Origin of the sequence: Dyadobacter luteus, from assembly GCF_003383615.1 — a bacterium.
GTDB lineage: Bacteria > Bacteroidota > Bacteroidia > Cytophagales > Spirosomataceae > Dyadobacter > Dyadobacter luteus.
This window is the reverse complement of the sequence record NZ_QNUL01000001.1, coordinates 24,092-42,093: the sequence shown is the minus strand read 5'-3', so window position 1 is coordinate 42,093 and position 18,002 is coordinate 24,092. Positions and strand designations below refer to the sequence as shown.

The 18,002-nt window shown below is 43.6% G+C and carries 20 protein-coding genes and 2 tRNA genes; 10 read left to right on the top strand and 12 right to left on the bottom strand.

Translation table 11 applies throughout. The annotated features are described in order from the left end of the window. Positions 1-8: 8 nt before the first annotated feature. Entirely contained in the window at positions 9-302 is a 294-nt protein-coding gene (locus DSL64_RS00210) for a chaperone modulator CbpM (RefSeq protein WP_115828635.1), read from the top strand. Positions 303-403: 101 nt separating this feature from the next. Then, the gene (locus DSL64_RS00205; RefSeq protein ID WP_115828634.1) at positions 404-1,639 is read left to right on the top strand and encodes a DEAD/DEAH box helicase; all 1,236 of its coding nucleotides are present in this window, start codon (positions 404-406) and stop codon (positions 1,637-1,639) included. Positions 1,640-1,694: 55 nt separating this feature from the next. Here the strand turns inward: DSL64_RS00205 and DSL64_RS00200 are convergent, their stop codons facing one another. After that, on the bottom strand, positions 1,695-2,126 hold the full coding sequence (locus tag DSL64_RS00200; protein ID WP_115828633.1) for a CHRD domain-containing protein: 432 nt from the start codon (positions 2,124-2,126) through the stop codon (positions 1,695-1,697). Between the two features lie 83 nt (positions 2,127-2,209). Beyond that, positions 2,210-2,944: an SH3 domain-containing protein gene (locus DSL64_RS00195; protein WP_229216897.1), complete on the bottom strand. Its 735-nt coding sequence runs from the start codon at positions 2,942-2,944 to the stop codon at positions 2,210-2,212. Between the two features lie 238 nt (positions 2,945-3,182). Here DSL64_RS00195 and DSL64_RS00190 point away from each other — a divergent pair. Continuing rightward, positions 3,183-3,255 (top strand) — tRNA-Lys (locus DSL64_RS00190). Between the two features lie 40 nt (positions 3,256-3,295). After that, positions 3,296-3,368: transfer RNA gene (locus tag DSL64_RS00185), tRNA-Lys, on the top strand. Between the two features lie 372 nt (positions 3,369-3,740). Here DSL64_RS00185 and DSL64_RS00180 read toward each other — a convergent pair. Further along, positions 3,741-4,133, bottom strand: coding sequence for a hypothetical protein (locus DSL64_RS00180; RefSeq protein WP_115828632.1), 393 nt, complete (start codon positions 4,131-4,133; stop codon positions 3,741-3,743). Between the two features lie 971 nt (positions 4,134-5,104). Between DSL64_RS00180 and DSL64_RS00175 the strand changes: the two genes are divergently transcribed. Continuing rightward, a complete protein-coding gene (locus tag DSL64_RS00175; protein ID WP_147300309.1) occupies positions 5,105-5,542 on the top strand; it encodes a hypothetical protein in 438 nt (145 codons plus the stop codon). Positions 5,543-5,607: 65 nt separating this feature from the next. Here the strand turns inward: DSL64_RS00175 and DSL64_RS00170 are convergent, their stop codons facing one another. Next, positions 5,608-5,865, bottom strand: coding sequence for a hypothetical protein (locus DSL64_RS00170; protein WP_147300308.1), 258 nt, complete (start codon positions 5,863-5,865; stop codon positions 5,608-5,610). Beyond that, positions 5,862-6,407: a glycosyltransferase family protein gene (locus DSL64_RS00165; protein ID WP_147300307.1), complete on the bottom strand. Its 546-nt coding sequence runs from the start codon at positions 6,405-6,407 to the stop codon at positions 5,862-5,864. The genes DSL64_RS00170 and DSL64_RS00165 overlap by 4 nt, the downstream gene beginning before the upstream one ends. 222 nt (positions 6,408-6,629) lie before the next feature. On the opposite strand from DSL64_RS00165, the gene DSL64_RS00160 reads away from it, so the two are divergent. The 4 genes from DSL64_RS00160 to DSL64_RS00145 all read left to right on the top strand — a co-directional run bounded on the left by DSL64_RS00160 (position 6,630) and on the right by DSL64_RS00145 (position 10,293). Then, positions 6,630-6,881, top strand: coding sequence for a hypothetical protein (locus DSL64_RS00160; RefSeq protein WP_115828628.1), 252 nt, complete (start codon positions 6,630-6,632; stop codon positions 6,879-6,881). A gap of 222 nt (positions 6,882-7,103) precedes the next feature. Beyond that, the gene (glgX, locus tag DSL64_RS00155; RefSeq protein ID WP_115828627.1) at positions 7,104-9,296 is read left to right on the top strand and encodes a glycogen debranching protein GlgX; all 2,193 of its coding nucleotides are present in this window, start codon (positions 7,104-7,106) and stop codon (positions 9,294-9,296) included. A 3-nt stretch (positions 9,297-9,299) separates the two neighbouring features. Next, a complete protein-coding gene (locus tag DSL64_RS00150) occupies positions 9,300-9,563 on the top strand; it encodes an SWEET family sugar transporter (protein ID WP_115828626.1) in 264 nt (87 codons plus the stop codon). 184 nt (positions 9,564-9,747) lie between these two features. Continuing rightward, the gene (locus tag DSL64_RS00145) at positions 9,748-10,293 is read left to right on the top strand and encodes a YciE/YciF ferroxidase family protein (protein WP_115828625.1); all 546 of its coding nucleotides are present in this window, start codon (positions 9,748-9,750) and stop codon (positions 10,291-10,293) included. Positions 10,294-10,378: 85 nt separating this feature from the next. Here DSL64_RS00145 and DSL64_RS00140 read toward each other — a convergent pair whose 3' ends face one another. The 4 genes from DSL64_RS00140 to DSL64_RS00130 all read right to left on the bottom strand — a co-directional run bounded on the left by DSL64_RS00140 (position 10,379) and on the right by DSL64_RS00130 (position 12,885). After that, complete coding sequence (locus tag DSL64_RS00140) at positions 10,379-11,170, bottom strand: LLM class flavin-dependent oxidoreductase (RefSeq protein WP_115829115.1); 792 nt, start codon at positions 11,168-11,170, stop codon at positions 10,379-10,381. Then, a complete protein-coding gene (locus DSL64_RS29450) occupies positions 11,137-11,562 on the bottom strand; it encodes an alpha-amylase family protein (RefSeq protein ID WP_310587812.1) in 426 nt (141 codons plus the stop codon). The genes DSL64_RS00140 and DSL64_RS29450 overlap by 34 nt, the downstream gene beginning before the upstream one ends. Positions 11,563-11,765: 203 nt before the next feature. Next, complete coding sequence (locus DSL64_RS29445; protein ID WP_510185881.1) at positions 11,766-12,221, bottom strand: alpha-amylase family glycosyl hydrolase; 456 nt, start codon at positions 12,219-12,221, stop codon at positions 11,766-11,768. Beyond that, complete coding sequence (locus tag DSL64_RS00130; RefSeq protein WP_115828624.1) at positions 12,205-12,885, bottom strand: DUF421 domain-containing protein; 681 nt, start codon at positions 12,883-12,885, stop codon at positions 12,205-12,207. Before DSL64_RS00130 ends, DSL64_RS29445 begins: the two co-directional genes overlap by 17 nt. A 539-nt stretch (positions 12,886-13,424) precedes the next feature. Here DSL64_RS00130 and DSL64_RS00125 point away from each other — a divergent pair. After that, positions 13,425-13,868, top strand: a complete 444-nt coding sequence (locus DSL64_RS00125; protein ID WP_115828623.1) for a response regulator — start codon at positions 13,425-13,427, stop codon at positions 13,866-13,868. 211 nt (positions 13,869-14,079) lie between these two features. Here DSL64_RS00125 and DSL64_RS00120 read toward each other — a convergent pair whose 3' ends face one another. The 3 genes from DSL64_RS00120 to DSL64_RS00110 all read right to left on the bottom strand — a co-directional run bounded on the left by DSL64_RS00120 (position 14,080) and on the right by DSL64_RS00110 (position 17,930). Next, on the bottom strand, positions 14,080-16,317 hold the full coding sequence (locus DSL64_RS00120; protein WP_115828622.1) for a xanthine dehydrogenase family protein molybdopterin-binding subunit: 2,238 nt from the start codon (positions 16,315-16,317) through the stop codon (positions 14,080-14,082). Between the two features lie 81 nt (positions 16,318-16,398). Next, entirely contained in the window at positions 16,399-17,418 is a 1,020-nt protein-coding gene (locus tag DSL64_RS00115; RefSeq protein ID WP_115828621.1) for an FAD binding domain-containing protein, read from the bottom strand. Then, positions 17,415-17,930, bottom strand: coding sequence for a (2Fe-2S)-binding protein (locus tag DSL64_RS00110; RefSeq protein ID WP_115828620.1), 516 nt, complete (start codon positions 17,928-17,930; stop codon positions 17,415-17,417). The genes DSL64_RS00115 and DSL64_RS00110 overlap by 4 nt, the downstream gene beginning before the upstream one ends. Between the last annotated feature and the right edge of the window lie 72 nt (positions 17,931-18,002).

Sequence of the window (18,002 nt, the reverse complement as noted above, 5' to 3'; positions counted from 1 at the left end):
TCGTAGCAATGGAAAAGGATCAGTTGATTGCCACCGATAAGTTTTGCATATACTACAATGTGAGTGAGCCATTTATAGAGTCTTTGATTTCGATGGGGATGATTGAAACTGTGATTGTCAGCGAGATAAGCTACCTGAAAATCCCTCATTTAACTCAGATTGAAAGAATGATCAGGCTGCATGACGAACTGGATCTGACACCGGAGGGTATTGAGGTTGTTCATATTTTGCTTGAAAAAATTGGCGTTCTGAACGAAGAGTTAATGGCATTGAAAAACCGTATCCGATTTTACGAGCCATGAGGGCATTTACGGATAAACCATAAAATGCCCGATTACAACTGTATCTTTACAGTCTTATTTATCAGATCAGGCGAACACCAATTGCCTGCAAACGTGTTTTTATGAAATTTGAAGATTATCGCATTGCGAGTGAGATAAAGAAAAACCTGGTCGAGGCCGGATTTAAGAAACCCACCGATATTCAGTTTAAAGCTATTCCTGCTATTTTAAAGGGTGAAGATGTACTTGCGATAGCACAGACAGGTACTGGGAAAACTGCCGCTTTTGCCATTCCTATTGTGGATGTTTTGAATAGCAGAAAGGTGTCGTCAAGAGCAGAAGGGATCAAATGTGTGGTGATGGTACCCACAAGAGAGTTAGCTATACAGATTACAGGGGTTTTTGAAAAAATTGCAAAGCATACCAAAGTAAAGGCATTCAGTGTATTCGGAGGCGTGGAACAAGGCCCTCAGATCGCTCAGCTCGAAAAAGGTATTGATGTGCTTATATCTACACCAGGAAGAATGTTTGACCTGGTAAGTCAGGGACACATTAAATTAAATCTGGTTGAAATGCTCGTGCTGGATGAAGCCGATCATATGTTGGATCTGGGCTTTATCAAAGATATTCAGGACCTTGTTAAGCACCTGCCCAAGAACAGGCAAACCCTGTTTTTCTCTGCTACTATCAATGAGAAAATTAAGAAGCTTGCCTATTCGCTGGTGAAGAATGCGATACGTATTCAGATATCCCCTAATAATCCCGTTGCCAGAAATATTACCCATTCCGTTGCTTTCGTGGGTATGGACGACAAACGCTTTTTCCTGGAAAGGGTCATCAAGGAAAATCCGGAAAGCAAGATATTGGTTTTTGTGAGAACGAAAGTGAGAGCTGAAAGGGTATGCAGTGCTTTGGATAGGATGGGATTAAAAAGTGCTACTTTACACGGCGACAAAGAACAGGCAGATCGGTTGACCGCATTAAACGAGTTTAGAAGTGGTAAAGTGAAGGTATTGGTTGCGACGGATATCAGTTCACGCGGAATTGATATTGCCAATGTCGACTATGTGATTAACTATGATTTACCTGAGCAGCCTGAAAATTATGTTCACCGTGTAGGGCGAACAGGGCGAGGCACACAAAAGGGGCTTGCAGTGTCGTTCTGTAGCCCGGAAGAGAAAGCTTTGCTGGAAGAAATAGAAGTTTATCTTGATAAACCTGTGGAAGTAGTTAAAATAACGTCTCAGGATTATTCAGAGACACTAGACTTCACCGCAGATACCACCTACGATCTGAATGCGCTTATGAAAGAAGTGGAAGATTACGAAGGAAGCAGGAAGAAAAAGAAGAAGAAGTAAAACGAAGAAAGGGGCCTTTAAATGGCCCCTTTCTTCGTTTTAAACTCTTGTTGATTTATTCAACCGGAAGAATTTGTCCGCGGTATTCTTTAGTAGGATTCGCTGCCGTAGTGATGTTAACATAAAGCTGACCAACCAGCAAAGCAGTTACTTCAACGTCCGAAAGTGCACGCGTTTTGCCTGTTACCTGAGAAGTTGAGAAACCTGACAGCGGGAACAAAGCAGAACCTCTCTCCCAACCCGGATCAGCTCTGTTGATCGCTACAGCTGTTGGTGTTACACCACTATAAGAAATGTTGTAGGTAAGTTCTTTGGTAACTTTATTGTATTCAAAAGCGCCTGTGCCCACAGCTGGCTGAACGTTGATTGCTGCTGTAAATTTCACAATATCATCCTTGTGAGGTCCTTCCTCTTTGCAGGACATTACAGAACCCAGCACGGCAATACTCATCATAAACAGTAAAAAACTTTTCATCGGCTTTTTCATACATCAATTAATTTAAAAAAAAGTTAACCCTTAAAACTAAATATAAACTTATCAGTTACAAAAATAATACCAGCATCCATAGTTCAGATGCCTAATAGGTCATTTTTACGTATATAAACGATTTTATTGTTCCAAATTACTCTGTTCCAATGGTCCACAGAACCGAACAACGTGAGCTTATGACCTTTTTTTACCACTTCCACCACTCCCGATGCCGATGAAGGCTCCTCTCTGAGAAATGTGTTATCACTGGCGATTACAGCAGTTCTATATAGTGATGGAGCATTTATCATTGCAAGAATGATCAGCAGATACACCAGCGTAGAGACCTTATGAATCCATAAAATTGACTCGTGCCGTTTCGTTTTTAATACCATAATAAAAACGATGTATGCGCCCAAAGTTAGGAGCAATATTGGAATGTACTCCCCATATCGGCGATAAAAAATTATAAAATAATTGTAATCGTCGAATTCATAGCCAGTTAAATTTTGCTCTTTCGCCAAATTATCCATTTTTTCAAAAAGAGCTCTGGAAGGTTTTGTAAGGGCAAGTTTACTTAGGTAATAGAGACAGGAAGTGTAATTATTTCTCTTTTCTGACAGAAAGGCCAGCTTCAAAAGCAGGTTTGGATTATTTTTTTCGTTGTTTTGAAAATTTTTTTTGTACAAAATTTCTGCCTCCGTATACTTGGCCATAGCAAACAGAGAATCAGCAGATTTTAACTCTTTTAAACTAGCTGAAATTACCGGATTTTGGAAAGAAAAAAGGGTAGTCAGGAAGAAAATTGACAGTTTTTTATTGAACAGGATTTGCATTATACTTTTAAGAATTCTACTTTTGCATCGCAATTAAGGAAAACGCAACGGCTAATCCAACAAATTGTGAGATTCATTGAAATAAGAAAAATTAAAAAATGTACTTCTGAATAACAGAAATACACTTCTTCCCTGGCTCAGTCGGTAGAGCAATACAAGTCTGCAGGTAGTTGCAGTGTAGAGGTAAGGGTTCAAGGCCCTTGGGACAGACAACTGTGTTGGACAGCAAATCAACAATGATTCCGTAGCTCAGCTGGTAGAGCAATACACTTTTAATGTATGGGTCCTGGGTTCGAATCCCAGCGGGATCACAAAAACTGAAGTCGAACAGTTTCAAAATAAACCGATAATGATTCCGTAGCTCAGCTGGTAGAGCAATACACTTTTAATGTATGGGTCCTGGGTTCGAATCCCAGCGGGATCACAAGCGCCTCAAAAGGGCGCTTTTTTTTTGAAAGTCTCTCACCGTGCACCCATAGTATTCCCTGGATATCAGATTCAGCTAAGTTTTGGATCAAGTCATAATGTTGTGGAAATTGTTGCATTTATCCATTTGTACACATTCGTGAGAGCTTTTACGACCACAGAGGTTGTCTGTTTATCATATTGTTAGTTATACAATAGGTCTCACAGCGCTGGTTAAAACAAAACGGAGGTTATGATTGGACTAATACCTTGGTATTTTTGAAAATCTATTCAGAAGCTGAAAATATGGATTTTTCTTGCTGGATGCTGCCCTTTTTCTAACGTGAACTTTGCTGTAATCCGTGGGTAACTCTTAGCCTAATCCGGGGTTTCACAGTAGATGCTCTTTCAATTCTTCTCGCAATTTATAATAATATTGTAACTTATTTTCGAGCATCATCTCTTTTGAAATGGTCGGTCGTATCCTGTCGGGAGCATCGAAATCTTGGGTTATTACTTTGATCGTAATAGTGTCCCCTTCCTTCAATTCCTGTTTTACCCATTCCGGATATTCGCCTGAAACCGAATTAAGTCCGGAGACTGTAAGACGTACTTCATCTGGTTCGTTTATCCGGCGCAATGAATCGAGTATGCACGTAACGACGTGGCCATCGGTATCAATTCCCGCCTTGCACAACTGTTCTCCATTTACTTGAACTTCGAAGCCATAGCTTGACATACTGCTCAATTCGGTAAGTTTTTTATTTTTTGAAATAAATATCATCTCAAGAGAATGATATTCCTAACGCCTAACAAAATGGCAATGATTCAATAATATACCGCTTGGCTATTAGGAGCCAGATCTTAATATATCGTCCTAGATTACAAATACCATCCGAAGATCGCAAACCAGCAAGACACTTTTCGGTTTATTGGCAAGCGAGGCATTGTAGTTGTATGGGAGAATTACGTTATCGCCACATCTCCAAAGTGAGCGTCAAAAACGAAACCTTGAGATTACAGGAAATTCTTATCAACTTTGAGTCAGTAAGCACCGATGAATAACTACTCGGCTCTTGAATCGTTTAACTATCCCCTTCGCTATGCGCTGGATATTTCCATCCGACAAAGATTTAAGAAAGAATGATATGTTAGATCGATTCGATCTAATTTTTAAAACACCTTTGAAATGGATATATCTTTTTTTTATCTTATTTGCGTTATTTCTCTATTGGTTAATTTGCCATCTTAATGTCGATGCGACTTTAAGTAGAAAAGGAGACACTCAACTGCATCGTCCTAACACTACTCGGTGAAGCGAGTGTTCACTCCCCTTTTTAACTCTAGCCATCGATGCCAACTTTACCGTCACGGCTGTATTGCAAATTAAGATGCAGTGAAACAATATTCCCGGGCTAAATATATACTGTCAGACGAACACAGGCTGACTGAACAAGAAGTAACGTGTCGACGAAGATAAAAGTACCATCGGTCAAGCTAGTAATTGTTATCCCCTTAATGGTACAACTCAAACAACGATTGCTAATCTCATACCGCTTTTTTCTAATGTTGCAGGATCATGTTTACCCTGCCCGTACCTACAATCTCTGGTAGATAGATTGGTAATGTGCCCTGCTTAAATCATCCTCCACTCCTGCTTGCGGAGACTCTTTTGTACCAACTGTCAATGGCACACATTTTTCTAGGACAGCGAATCAATAGAATTCTACCTTTCACATTTATCTAAAATCTCTAATGAAATCAGTTCGAAATACCTTATTGTGTTCCATCGTGGCCACATCCACAATGACACTGTTCAGCTACAGCATTTCGAAAAAAGAAGGCGAAAATTTCGAAGAGCCCAAGCTGCTTGGAAACTTTGTAAAAAAGACTTTTCAAACAAGCAAAAAAGCATCAGCGTTTTCGGGGTGGGGATTGCATTACCTCACCGGAGTCGTCTTTGCAGTGGTTTACAAATTGCTTTTGGGTTCCGCAAATAAACGACCGTCTGCTGCAAACGGGCTTTTGTATGGCACATTAGCTGGAGGAGCCGGGGTGGTCTCATGGGATATTTTATTCAAAAACCATCGCAATCCTCCCCAAACTGACAGGAAAGGTTTCTATACCCAACTGGTCATTGCGCATATCATTTTTGGATTGACGTTATCGGCTTTCAGAGAAAAGAACAGATAACAAAATGTATCCAATTTTTATCAAAAATAGCAGAATAGCAGATGTGAAGCGGTAACTCTCCTCTTTCAGAAGTACCGCATCAACAGGCGGGCAAATTTGTTTTTCTGACTTTTCGAAATAAGCTGCTGTCCATTCACAATCGCAACTGCGGATTCAAGGTGTAAAACGCGACTGTATTTGCTGGCAAAGTCATGGTCCCAAATACCGGAGTGGTGCCAGATTTCAGTATGATCCCAATCAGGCCGGTCGATAACAGGATACATACAAACGCCCAGTAGTGGTAGATTTCGTTCGAGAAATTTAGCGCATTCCTGAGAAATCATATTAATCCAAAGGGGCCTGTCTTCCTTAGGATGACCTGTTTCTGAAAGCATAAAAGGCTTTTGGTACCTGAGGTAAGCTGCTTGAAGCAACTCAGCAAGGCCACGCCAGCGGGGATCTGGCATGGGCGCATTCCAGCACAAAAACTCATGAAAGCAAATGCAGCCAGCTCATCCATGCAGTCGTAGATGGTCATTGCAGGACCAAACATCCCCGAAAACTCGTAGGCCATTGGTGTGTAATACCAAAAGATAAATTTACTGCAATCACGATGTTCAAAAAATGCCAGCAGCAGTTTATTCATGATGATCACCTCATCAGGTGAGCTGCCAGCAGGCAAATGAGGCAGGCAAACCCATAAGCCTGGCTGTTTTTTCTCAAGGGGAATGTAAGGTGTGTCCGGATTGTCAAACACGGGTTCTTCCAGGAAATAGACATTTCCTCTTTCAGTAAACCTTGTCATCAAATGTTGTGGGCGCTGAAATACAATATCCCACCTGAGGTGGGAAAAACAAAGCAAGTCTTCTGGCGTGGTCGTAGTCATATGTAAGGCAATTATCAGGTAAAAAACCGACATCGCTCAATAAGAATTATGCCAGAAGTCTCTGGTTTGCTTATCCCAGTCCTGTAGTTTGTTTTCACAGCTGTTTTGGTACAAGGGTGGCGTAGTTGATCAGATCTGATCAACTACGCCAATCACATATTCCCCAATGTGAGCAGGTACGATTTTTAGCGATTAGGCGCCTCACTAAAAAGTTAAACGAACATGGAAAATCTGACAGACGCCACACATGGTGAAGGCAAAGTAGCCGAAGCTATTGAAGAACAAACGGCAAAATTACCATCGGATGTATTCCTTTGGGCAGCGTTGGGTGCCATGGGTGCATCGCTCGCTTTGAAAATTGCAGGAAGAAAGCACACCGCTTTATTTGTGGGTCAATGGGCTGCCCCCTTCTTATTGCTAGGGGTTTACAACAAGATTGTTAAGACCCAAGGACACGACAAAGATGATGAATAGATTATGCTGGTCACTTTTTGACTTTGCATAAACGTGACCGAACAAACTTATCGCAACTTGAATTTTTCCCCGCCGTACTAACACATCAGTGTCAATGCGGCGGGAAATTCTATGAGTTAAGTTTCCGCTGAAAAGTTTGGCAAAGCACTAGGATATCGCATAAGAAGTCCTGCTTGCGGCCAACAAAACTCAACACATTAAAAATCACAAATAATCAGCGTTATGGAAAGGCGAATAGAAAATGAACTTTTGGAATCAACAGGGGATGAACAGATAAAAATACTTCCGGGAAAACCATATCCTCTCGGAGCAACCTGGGACGGGAAGGGCATTAATTTCGCTGTTTTTTCGGAGAATGCCGATGGGGTGGAACTCTGCCTTTTTAAAGATAAAAACGCGTCTGATGAGCATGTTAAAATTAAGATTGAGGAGGTGACCCATCATATCTGGCATGTGTATGTTCCTGGACTTACGCCAGGCCAGCTTTACGGTTACAGGGTTCATGGTCCTTACGAACCACAAAACGGGCATCGGTTTAACTCCAATAAATTACTGCTTGACCCCTATGCAAAAGCGATCACCGGGGATATCGAATGGGACGATTCGGTTTTTGGATATCATATTGGAAGTCAACAGGAAGATCTAAGCTTCAATGAGGCTGACAGTGCCGGATTCATGCCAAAAGCTGTGGCTATTAATCCTGAATTTGATTGGCAGCATGACCAGCGTCCGGACACTCCTTATCACAACACTGTCATTTATGAAGTTCATGTGAAGGGGTTTAGTAAACTACATGAAGCTATCCCAGAAGATATTCGCGGCACTTATGCCGCTATCGCCCATCCGACATCCATAAAGTATTTTAAAGAATTGGGCATTACAGCTGTGGAGCTTATGCCTGTTCATTATTTTGTACAGGATAAACACCTGCTTGAAAAAGGACTTACCAACTATTGGGGATACAACACGCTCGGTTTTTTCGCTCCTGACGCCAGGTATAGCAGCAGCCAAGAGCCAGGCGGGCAAGTCGCCGAGTTTAAGCAAATGGTTCGCGAGCTGCATTCGGCAGGAATTGAGGTGATTCTGGATGTGGTGTACAACCATACGGCAGAAGGCAACCACTTCGGGCCAACTTTATCGTTTAAAGGACTGGACAATGCTTCCTACTATCGTTTGGTGCATGACCAGAAGCGCCACTACATGGATTATACCGGTACGGGCAATACACTGAATGTACAGCTTCCCAATGTACTGGCCTTGATCATGGACAGCCTCCGTTATTGGATAACTGAAATGCATGTGGATGGTTTTCGCTTCGACCTTGCCTCAGCACTTGCTCGCACTTTGCACGACACAGATACGCTTAGTTCATTTTTTAATATCATCTATCAGGATCCCATTATTTCACAGGTCAAGCTTATAGCCGAACCATGGGACATAAATGAAGATGGTTACATGGTCGGAAAATTTCCCGTTGGCTGGGGAGAATGGAACGGAATTTACCGTGACCAGATCCGAAACTTCTGGCGGGGCAGAGATATCAAAATGACAACATTTGCAAACCGTTTTACCGGAAGCCCTGATCTGTATCAAAATGATTACCGCCGTCCTACGGCCAGTATCAACCTGATCACCGCACACGATGGTTTCACGCTCAACGACCTTGTGAGCTACGATCAGAAACACAACCAAGCCAATGGGGAGGACAATAAGGATGGCGAAAACAATAACCACTCGTGGAACTGCGGTGCAGAGGGGCCAACCCATGATCCGGATATCAGCGCCCTTCGTGAAAGGCAAAAACGAAACCTGCTGACTACCATGTTCCTTTCACAAGGCGTGCCTATGCTGGTTGCCGGTGATGAATTCGGCAGGACGCAAAACGGAAATAACAACGCCGACTGTCATGATGATGAAATATCGTGGCTCGACTGGCAAAATGCCGATTTAAATCTGTTTGCCTTCACTAAATCCCTGATCCGCTTTTGTCAGGACCATCCTACTTTCAGGCGTCGCCGCTGGTTCCAGGACCAGCCTGTTGCCGGTTCGGATGTAAAGGATATTATGTGGTTTAAACCGGATGGTCACCAGATTCCCGATCAGCAATGGGACGATGATATTGCCAGATCCTTCGGAGTGTTTCTTAATGGAAGAGGTATCAGGTGCGTAGATCCGGAGGGCAACAGAATACAGGATGATCATTTCTTTATAATATTTCACACGGGAGGCGAGGATGTGGATTTTGCCCTTCCAAATGAAGAGTGCGGATCTGAATGGCGTATTGTAATTAACACCGCCGAAAATTTTATTGGTGAAAGCAAGCAGTCAATCTGCAATACCGATACCCTGCCTGTAATTGCCCACAGTGTGGTTGTACTAAAATGTCAGGCTGTTCACTCACAACATAATGATTAAGATATGGAATTTATAGACGGCCTCGGTTTGGTTGCAGGTATTTGCACATCCTCTGCTGTGATACCGCAGCTGGTAACGACGATCAAAAAGAAAAAAGCGAGCGAAGTATCCATGACCATGTTTATTGTTTTGCTCACCGGTAACGCGCTGTGGGTTTATTATGGTTTCGACAAAAAAGATATTCCCATCATCTCAACGAACCTATTCACAATATGCCTCAACATAGCCATGCTCTTTTTGAAATTCAAGTACAAGGACAATAAATAGGTTGCTAAAATGTGGATAGATACTGACCCGGCACGGGAAAATCTCAGGAAAATTGAAGTGTAAATCCTGAATGAAAAATTGTTTTTTATTAATGCAGTCAAAAGGTATTTTACATGTCTTTATGGCACGATAATTTGCTAGTGACGCAGCGATAAATCAACGCTTAACTTTAAAAAATCATTGTATGAAAACGACTAAAAGTAAAACCACCGCAAAAAAACAGATTACAGAACAAGACGGTGAAAAGTTAAAAGAATTGTTCGTAGATGGCCTTAAAGACATCTATTGGGCTGAGAAAAATCTGGCGAAAGCACTTAACAAGCTTTCAAAAAATGCTACTTCGGAAGAATTGAAATCTGCTTTCGATCTTCACAAGACCCAGACAGAGGAGCATGTTGCCACAGTTGAGCAAGTGTTTGAAATAATAGGGGAAAAAGCGCAGGCAAAAAAATGTGCTGCCATGGAGGGACTGATCGCAGAAGCCAACGAAATCATTGAAAGCACGGAAAAAGGAACTTTGGTACGTGACTGCGGGCTGATCATGGCGGCTCAAAAAGTAGAGCATTATGAAATTGCATCTTACGGTACGCTTCGCAACATTGCCCGGACTCTTGGTTACGAAGACGCAGCTACGCTTTTACAGCAAACGCTTGATCAGGAAGGAGAGACAGATCACCTGCTGACTGAGCTTGCAGAGTCGTATGTGAACGAACAAGCGAGTGCAGAATAGGTAAATTAACTAACGAATAGAGCTGGCTGGATTTAGTCAGCTCTATTCGTTAGTTAATTTTAACCTTACTGATGGCATAAGGTTTTCACCCGGGAAGGATCAGTTGCGGAATTACCCTGGCCCCGAAATCGTCAATAAATTTCGACTGATTCAGATTTACATTATGTAGATAAAGCTCCGAAACCCCGGCTTCTATATCCCGGGATAGCCACTCCACATGTTGATCAGCACTATCCGAAATCCGCACACCTGCTTTCATATCCTCGGGCCTCACCATCGCCCCTGCGGCATCAAAGCCAACCGGTGAGCGGATATCCGATAACAGCGAGGACGAAAACACATTATTTTTCCACTGCTGGTGAGCGCCTTCCACCGCTTTATGCATGGTAATGTCATAAGACAGCTGTACCTTAAGATATACAGGCTTGCCCTCTCCTCCACCCTCTCGGAATGCATCTACCATTTGTTTCAGTTCATCCTGCGGACGTGAAGTTGTGATCATCGCATCTGCCCAGCCACCAACCCATCTTGCAGTCTGCGTAGTAAGTGCGGCACCAACAATCGACGGCATGTAACCGGGCAGCGTATATAGTTTTGCGTCATAAACATCCACCATCCCGTTGTGAGTAACAGTCTCACCCGCCCAGAGTGCCCGCATAATATCGACACATTCTTTTAGCCGCTGATTACGATCCATTTTTGAAGGCCATTTTTCAGCGGTAATGTGCTCATTAAGAAATTGCCCGCTGCCCACAGCAATCCAGAAACGGCGCGGAAACATCTCGCATAGCGCGGACACTGCCTGCGCAATAATTGCCGGATGATAACGCTGACCGGGCGCATTCACAACTCCGAAATGAAGGTCAGTCGCTTGCATGGCCGCACCAAGCCAGCTCCATGCGAATGCAGCGAATACAAAAGACTGTAAGCCAGTTCCGGATGTTTCCGGTCGTTGCCAAGCATAGGCGCCATTCTCTGGCGAATCCCCCGGTAGTACAACTGCATATTCTTGTCCGGACCAAACTTTTTGTAAACCTGGTTACGCTGCTTTTCAGTGAGCCGGCCCAGATCGATCTCGTCGTGGTTCCTTAGGAAATGTGCCCATTGAGAAGCTTCCGGTATCGTTTTTGTTTCTTCAATCGCCGTTTTAAATGGTTTCAGATCTCCTGTGGCCAACGCGTAAAACAAGTGCTGGTTAGCATAGAAATTAAACATCATTTGTATACCTTCTCCATTCTTGCCAAAATAATTTTCATTCTCATCAGGCATTACATTCGCTTATCCGAGAATAGCCACATCCGATTTTCGGGATTGGGCAAACTGACGCATATCCTTTAAAAAGTCGAAATCGAGTTTGGGTTTTTCACTGCGCGTTTTGGGCACTTCAATAAGAACGGAACTGCGTCGAGTCTGAAACCCGCAATACCCTGGTTGAGCCAATAGCCGATTATACGCTGACTTTCTTGCATAACCTACGGGTTTGAAAAGTTCAGATCGGGCTGAAAATCATAAAAGCGGTGGTTGTAATATTCTTTAGTCAGCGAATCAATTGTCCATACCTCAGTTTGTACACCAGGGAAAACCATTCCTTTGTCGGCATCCTTCGGGCGATTTTTCGACCACACGTACCAGTCGCGGTATTTAGAGGTTTTGCTTTGTCTGGAGTTTTTGAACCATGGATGTTGATCCGAAGTATGGTTGATTACTAGGTCCATAATCACCCTGATTCCCCACTTTTCTGCCTGATGCATGAACTCCACAAAATCGCCGCTGCTGCCCAGCCTATCATCGACGCCATAATAATCAGCCACATCATAGCCATCATCTTCCCCGGGAGTTGGCTGAAACGGTGCCAGCCAGATTGCGTCAATACCAAGTGCTTTGATGTAATCCAGTTTTTGAATCAGACCATTAAAGTATCCAGGCATTTGAATTACAATTGATGCAGGAGTCACTTTCATTGAATTCGTATTTGACAACCCCACCAACCATACAAGCGCGAGCACCCTCAACAATTTTTTGTGAGAAGCCATTGATACCTTCGTCGCCTGGAGGAAATATCTGTAAACCAGGCATTGGCTCCTCTTTTTTATAGATACTGAAGATACCGCAGGCTTCAAAGTAAACCCGGCCTATCTGACCAAGATTGTAAATATCCTTGCCCCTGAGTGCTGAGAAAAGCTGTTGCTGCGATATCTTCGATTTCGCCATCTCTTCCAATAAAATCACTCCATCCTTTACCACCATGCCCGAAGTTCCCTGGCTGAGCTGCTCAAACTTCTGGCTTTTAAATTCGGCAGAGTTAAGCCCTCGCTGGAAAATCAATGCGCAGAGTAAAATCATCACGCCCATCAGCACGCCAAGTTGCGGGATTTGCATGGCCGGTGAAACAATAGCTCCGAGTGTTACCATAATGGCCAATTCTGAAATCGTTAACTGCCCTCCCATCCTCTTGCCCATTAACCGCACGATGACCAGCAATGCAAGAAAAATGATGCAGGTTCGGATAAATACTTCAGCCATAAATTCCACGGGTGCCTCTCCAAAAATGATCCTGTTCCAGTCCCAGGGTTCGATATCTTCTGTTTTCATTAGCTGTTGATGAGCATGTGTTTAAAAACTTGGATAATGGATAAAAAATAAAAACCAGTTGACAGCGATTCAAATCTCAACTGCGGCTTGGCATTGGACCGGTTGAGTGGATAGATGGGCAAAATGCGATTTGCGCAGCAGCTGATAAAAAGGTATGCCAAATGATTAAGGCCGCAGAAGTGGGATCGCCGGGATTAAGCAAGCAGGCAAATCACTTCCCTACTCCTTAGGCTCCCACTTTGAATTGAGTCCTAATCATCCTTAGATTTCTTCAAGGCAAAGTCGCTGACCGGACGCCGATCGGCAAAGCTTTCTGATTTCAGATCAGATGGTTGGACAAGGTTAGATTTTCATGATGATAGTTAAAACTGTTCTACTGGCTGATAAAATGAGATCAACGAGCACTTTAAAGTGGATTTAACTGTTGACGTAATAAAATTGCAGTATTAAAAGCAGTCAGGTGCACCGAACAGGTACGATTTTATTTCCAGCTTTTGAATTCGCTGGTTTTCACATTTATATAAAACATTTAAAACCCTATGGACATTTTTAGCCAGTCGTTTAGTTTGCAGACTCTAACAATATTGCTGGTAGACGATGACAAAGATGATATTTTGGTATTTACAGAGGCAATTTCCGATTTTCAAATAACAATAGATTTAAAACTGGCTTATAATGGACTGGATGCGATATCATTGCTGACCCAAATCCAGGATGTTGATATTATTTTTCTGGATATCAATATGCACCTTATGAACGGTTTTGAATGTCTTGCAGAAATCCGAAAGCAGCGTTGGACATTGCCGGTAGTGATGTTATCCAGCTCAAATATGGACCACTACGTATCTCAGTCCAGAACGCTGGGTGCAAATGGCTTTATAACAAAGCCGGCATCGCTGACCGAGTATCAGCAAACTGTTAAAAATGTGCTTTCCACAGACTGGGCGAAAAAAGAATCCGAATTCTATTTGGATGTCAGATAACCATATAATTTCACCTGCAAGAGCGCCTATTCGCCTGGTGAAAAAAAATTGAGATTTTGGTTTCGCAATCTGAAAAATTGCCGTTAACAGGAGGTTGATGTGTTCAGTATTGCGACCATTTCACCACGTTCCAGGACTGGCTGGCCGGGTTTTACAATCCATCCAGCCAGTCTTGTGGTTTTCGTATATCTCTCTGAAAATAGGCTGTCACTCACAACAAACTATCAAAGTGAATCGGAAACTGGTTTATTCTTTTTCCCGTGGCATGGTAGATGGCATTTGCAATGGCGGGGGGCATTCCCACAAGTCCGATTTCCCCTACTCCTTTTGTCCCCAACTCATTAATAATAGTATCATTTTCCTCAACAAAAATTACATCCAGATCGTGAATATCGGCATGGACAGGAATATGATATTCACCCAGATTCTGGTTCATATATTTCCCCAAGCCGTGATCAACAATGGTTTCTTCTCTTAATGCTTTACTGATACTCCACACCATTCCTCCCAAAATCTGGCTGCGTGCCGTTTTAGGGTTGATAATCCTGCCGGCGGCCACAACAGTAAGTGCCCTTGTTACATTGACAACGCCAAGTTCCTGGTCTACTTCTACTTCCACAAAAACCGCACTATGTGCAGCACGTGAGTATTTTTTCAGTTTAAAAACATTTGGAACTGAAAGGTTATTTGTCTTGATTTCTTTCCCCTTGTTTGCTAAAATTATATCCCTGAGAGAAACCGAGACTTCCGGATCGTTCTTTAAAATGATATAACCATTATCAAAAATAACTTCACTAATCGGTACTCCCCTAAACGCGGAATTATCCATTAACCCAGCCTTTTTAAGCAACTTTTTACGCAAAGCCTTCCCAGCTGCTTTTATGGCTGACCCTACGGTAGATGTAGTGAACGAACCTCCCTGTATCGGCGCAAAAGGCTTCTTGCTATCCCCATAAGAGAAAACAACGTCTTCCACAGATAAACCAAATTCATCCGCTGCTATCTGTGCCATGATCGTCATCGTTCCTGTTCCAATATCAGTCACTGCACTATTGACCTTCAATTTTCCTTCCTTTGTAATAATCATTTCCGCCTTGGCAGGTAGATGATTTGCTTCCCATATCCCGGTTGCCATACCGTGACCAATCAACTTATTTCCATTCCGCATACTGCCCGGTTCAGGGTTGCGGTTGGCCCAGCCAAACTTTTCTGCACCCTGCAGAAAACACTGCTTCAGCTCCTTACTGCTGTAAGGTCTATCCAGACTTTCGTCTCTGTCGCTGTAATTGATCAGCCTGAGTTGTAGAGGATCAATATTTAGTTTGTACGCCAGTTCATCCATGGTGCTCTCAATGGCATGCAGACCAGTGCTGCCACCGGGTGAGCGCATATCCAAAGGGCTGTAAACATCCAGGTTGACCAGCTTATATTCCATCAGTGTATTGGGTGCCGGGTAAAGCATATGCGACCAGTTCACCACAACCTCTGTATAATCCTCAAACCGGGAGGTTTCAGCAATGGCAGAATGGTTCATAGCCGTAATCTTTCCATCCTTATCAGCCCCAAAACGAGTTGATTGAAGGGTCGGCGGTCTGTGGCCGAAAGTGAACATCTGGCTACGGTCCAATGTTACGCGCACCGACCGTTTCAATTCCAAAGAAGCCATTACTGACATAAACAGTTGATATTGTGGCCTTAAACCAGACCCGAAAGCTCCACCCACAAACGGAGATATCACCCGTACGTCTTTGTATTTTAGTCCAAAAACATTTCCTACATACAGCTGGCTGTTAACCGTCCCTTGTGTTTTGTCATAAATGGTGAGTTTACCATCACCTTCGTAAATGGTCGTTGTAGCAAATAATTCCAGCGGGTTATGGTGCTCAGTACCGTGGGAATAATCGGCGGTTACCTGAGCGAAAGATTCTGCGAATGCAGTTTCGAAATCTCCTGTGGGCTTCGGTGGAGGCGGTTTGAGCATGGTGGCCAGCCCCAAAGCAGGCGTGTGTGCGTCAGCAACATTTTCTTCCAGATTCGTGCTGAAAGTTTCGTTCTCATAAAGCACCTCGACTAACGTAGCAGCATATCTGGCCAGTTCAAAAGTCTCAGCTACCACAAGCCCTATCGGCTGTCCGTTGTACCTTATTTCCCCGTCGTACAAAGGTCTGAACGGCGAGCCCGGCGGAGCATCCATATCGGCATACATCTGATTGAACCAGGCAAGCGACGGTCTGTTTTCATGTGTAAAAACCTGTATCACCCCAGGCAATGCCTTTGCCTTAACAGTGCTGATCTGCGCTATTTTTCCTTTGGTGATGGTGCTGTTGATGACATGCCCGTAAAGCAGTCCTGCGACATTGTAATCGCCGGAGTACTTTGCAGCTCCAGTCACTTTTAAATTTCCTTCGAGACGACTTATCGGCTGACCTATTGATGCTGTAAGGGACATATTTTCAGTTTGATGCGCCAACCAGTTGATGTTGGCAGAGTGACTTTAATATTTTAGCAAGATGCGTGTTGTTATAACCAGTTACCGGGACGGCTGCGCTCCTGGTAATTGTGTTTCGGGGTTTAATGCCATCATGCAATTGCGAACGATTGCCCTTTTTGCCAGTTCAATCTTAAAACTGTTGTATTGGTATCCTGCTGCGCCTGTCAGAATAATCTCTGCAACTCGCGTAAAATTCTCCTTTGTGGCTTCCTTACCTTGTAAAAAAGCTTCTCCCTCTGCTGACCGCCAGGGTTTGTGTGCAACACCACCTAAGGCAATCCGGCTTTCCCTGACAATCCCGTCTTCCAGCTCCAGAGCAGTTGCAACAGAGACGAGCGCGAACGCATAAGAGTTTCTGTCCCGGAGTTTCAGGTATGAATAATTGTCGGAGAAACCTTTCGACGGCAGATCAATGCTTGTTATGATTTCGCCATGGCTCAGGTTGTTATCAATGTCTGGCGTGTTTCCGGGTAATCGATGAAAATCAGTGAAGGCAAGGCTGCGGTCTCCGTGGGGTCCTGAGATATTCACTTTTGCTTCCAATGCAGCAAGCGCCACGCACATATCCGATGGAAAAACGGCAATACAACTTTCGCTGGCACCTAAAATGGCCATAATACGGTTATATCCGCCTATTGCCGAACATCCAGATCCGGGTTCCCGTTTATTACAAGGCGTGTTTACGTCATAAAAATAGTAACACCTGGTACGCTGCAACAAATTACCTCCGTTAGTTGCCATATTTCTGATCTGGGCGGATGCCCCGGCCAGTATCGCGCGGGACAGCAAAGGATACTGCTGTTCGATAATCGGATGGTAGGCCGTTTTTGCATTAGTCATAAATGCACCCAACCGGATTCCACCTTCACCTCTGGCCTCAATAGCGTGATACCCCTCTACATGATTGACGTCTATAAGCGCGTCTGTAGTAATTACGTGGTATTTCATCAGGTCTATCAGATTTGTGCCACCCGCCACAAACTTCGCCTCTGGTCCTTGTTGCACACGATTCACCGCATCTTGTACAGTACTGGCTTTGGAATAAGTGAAATTATTCATATCGTTTCGTTTTTTACTTCCATTATCGCGTCGATTATATTGCTGTTGGCCCCGCAGCGGCAGAGATTTCCACTCATGAGTTCCTTCACATCCTCTCTGTTCTGCGCTTTGCCTTCGTTCAGCATTCCTATGGCACTGCATATCTGGCCAGGTGTGCAATAGCCGCACTGGAAAGCATCATGCGCAATAAATGCCTTTTGCAATGGATGCAACTCATTCTCTGTCCCTACACCTTCGATTGTTGTAATCTCAGCATCCTCTTTCATCACCGCCAGCGTGAGACAACTCAAAATCCGTTCTCCATCGCAAAGCACTGTGCACGCTCCGCATTGTCCATGGTCACAGCCTTTTTTGGTGCCGGTCAAACCGGCATATTCCCTTAGTGCATCCAGAAGGCTAACCCAGGGTCTGAGCTGTAAATTAACCAGCTTACCATTAATTTTTAATGGCACCTCTCGCAACGAAAATTCTTCTTCACAGGAGTTTTGATTTACAATGGATAATATCGCCATGGTGATTGTGTTTTGATTTGAATGAATGTCGGCCTATAATAAGCGTGCCATCCGGGTTCGTCTAAATTGAAA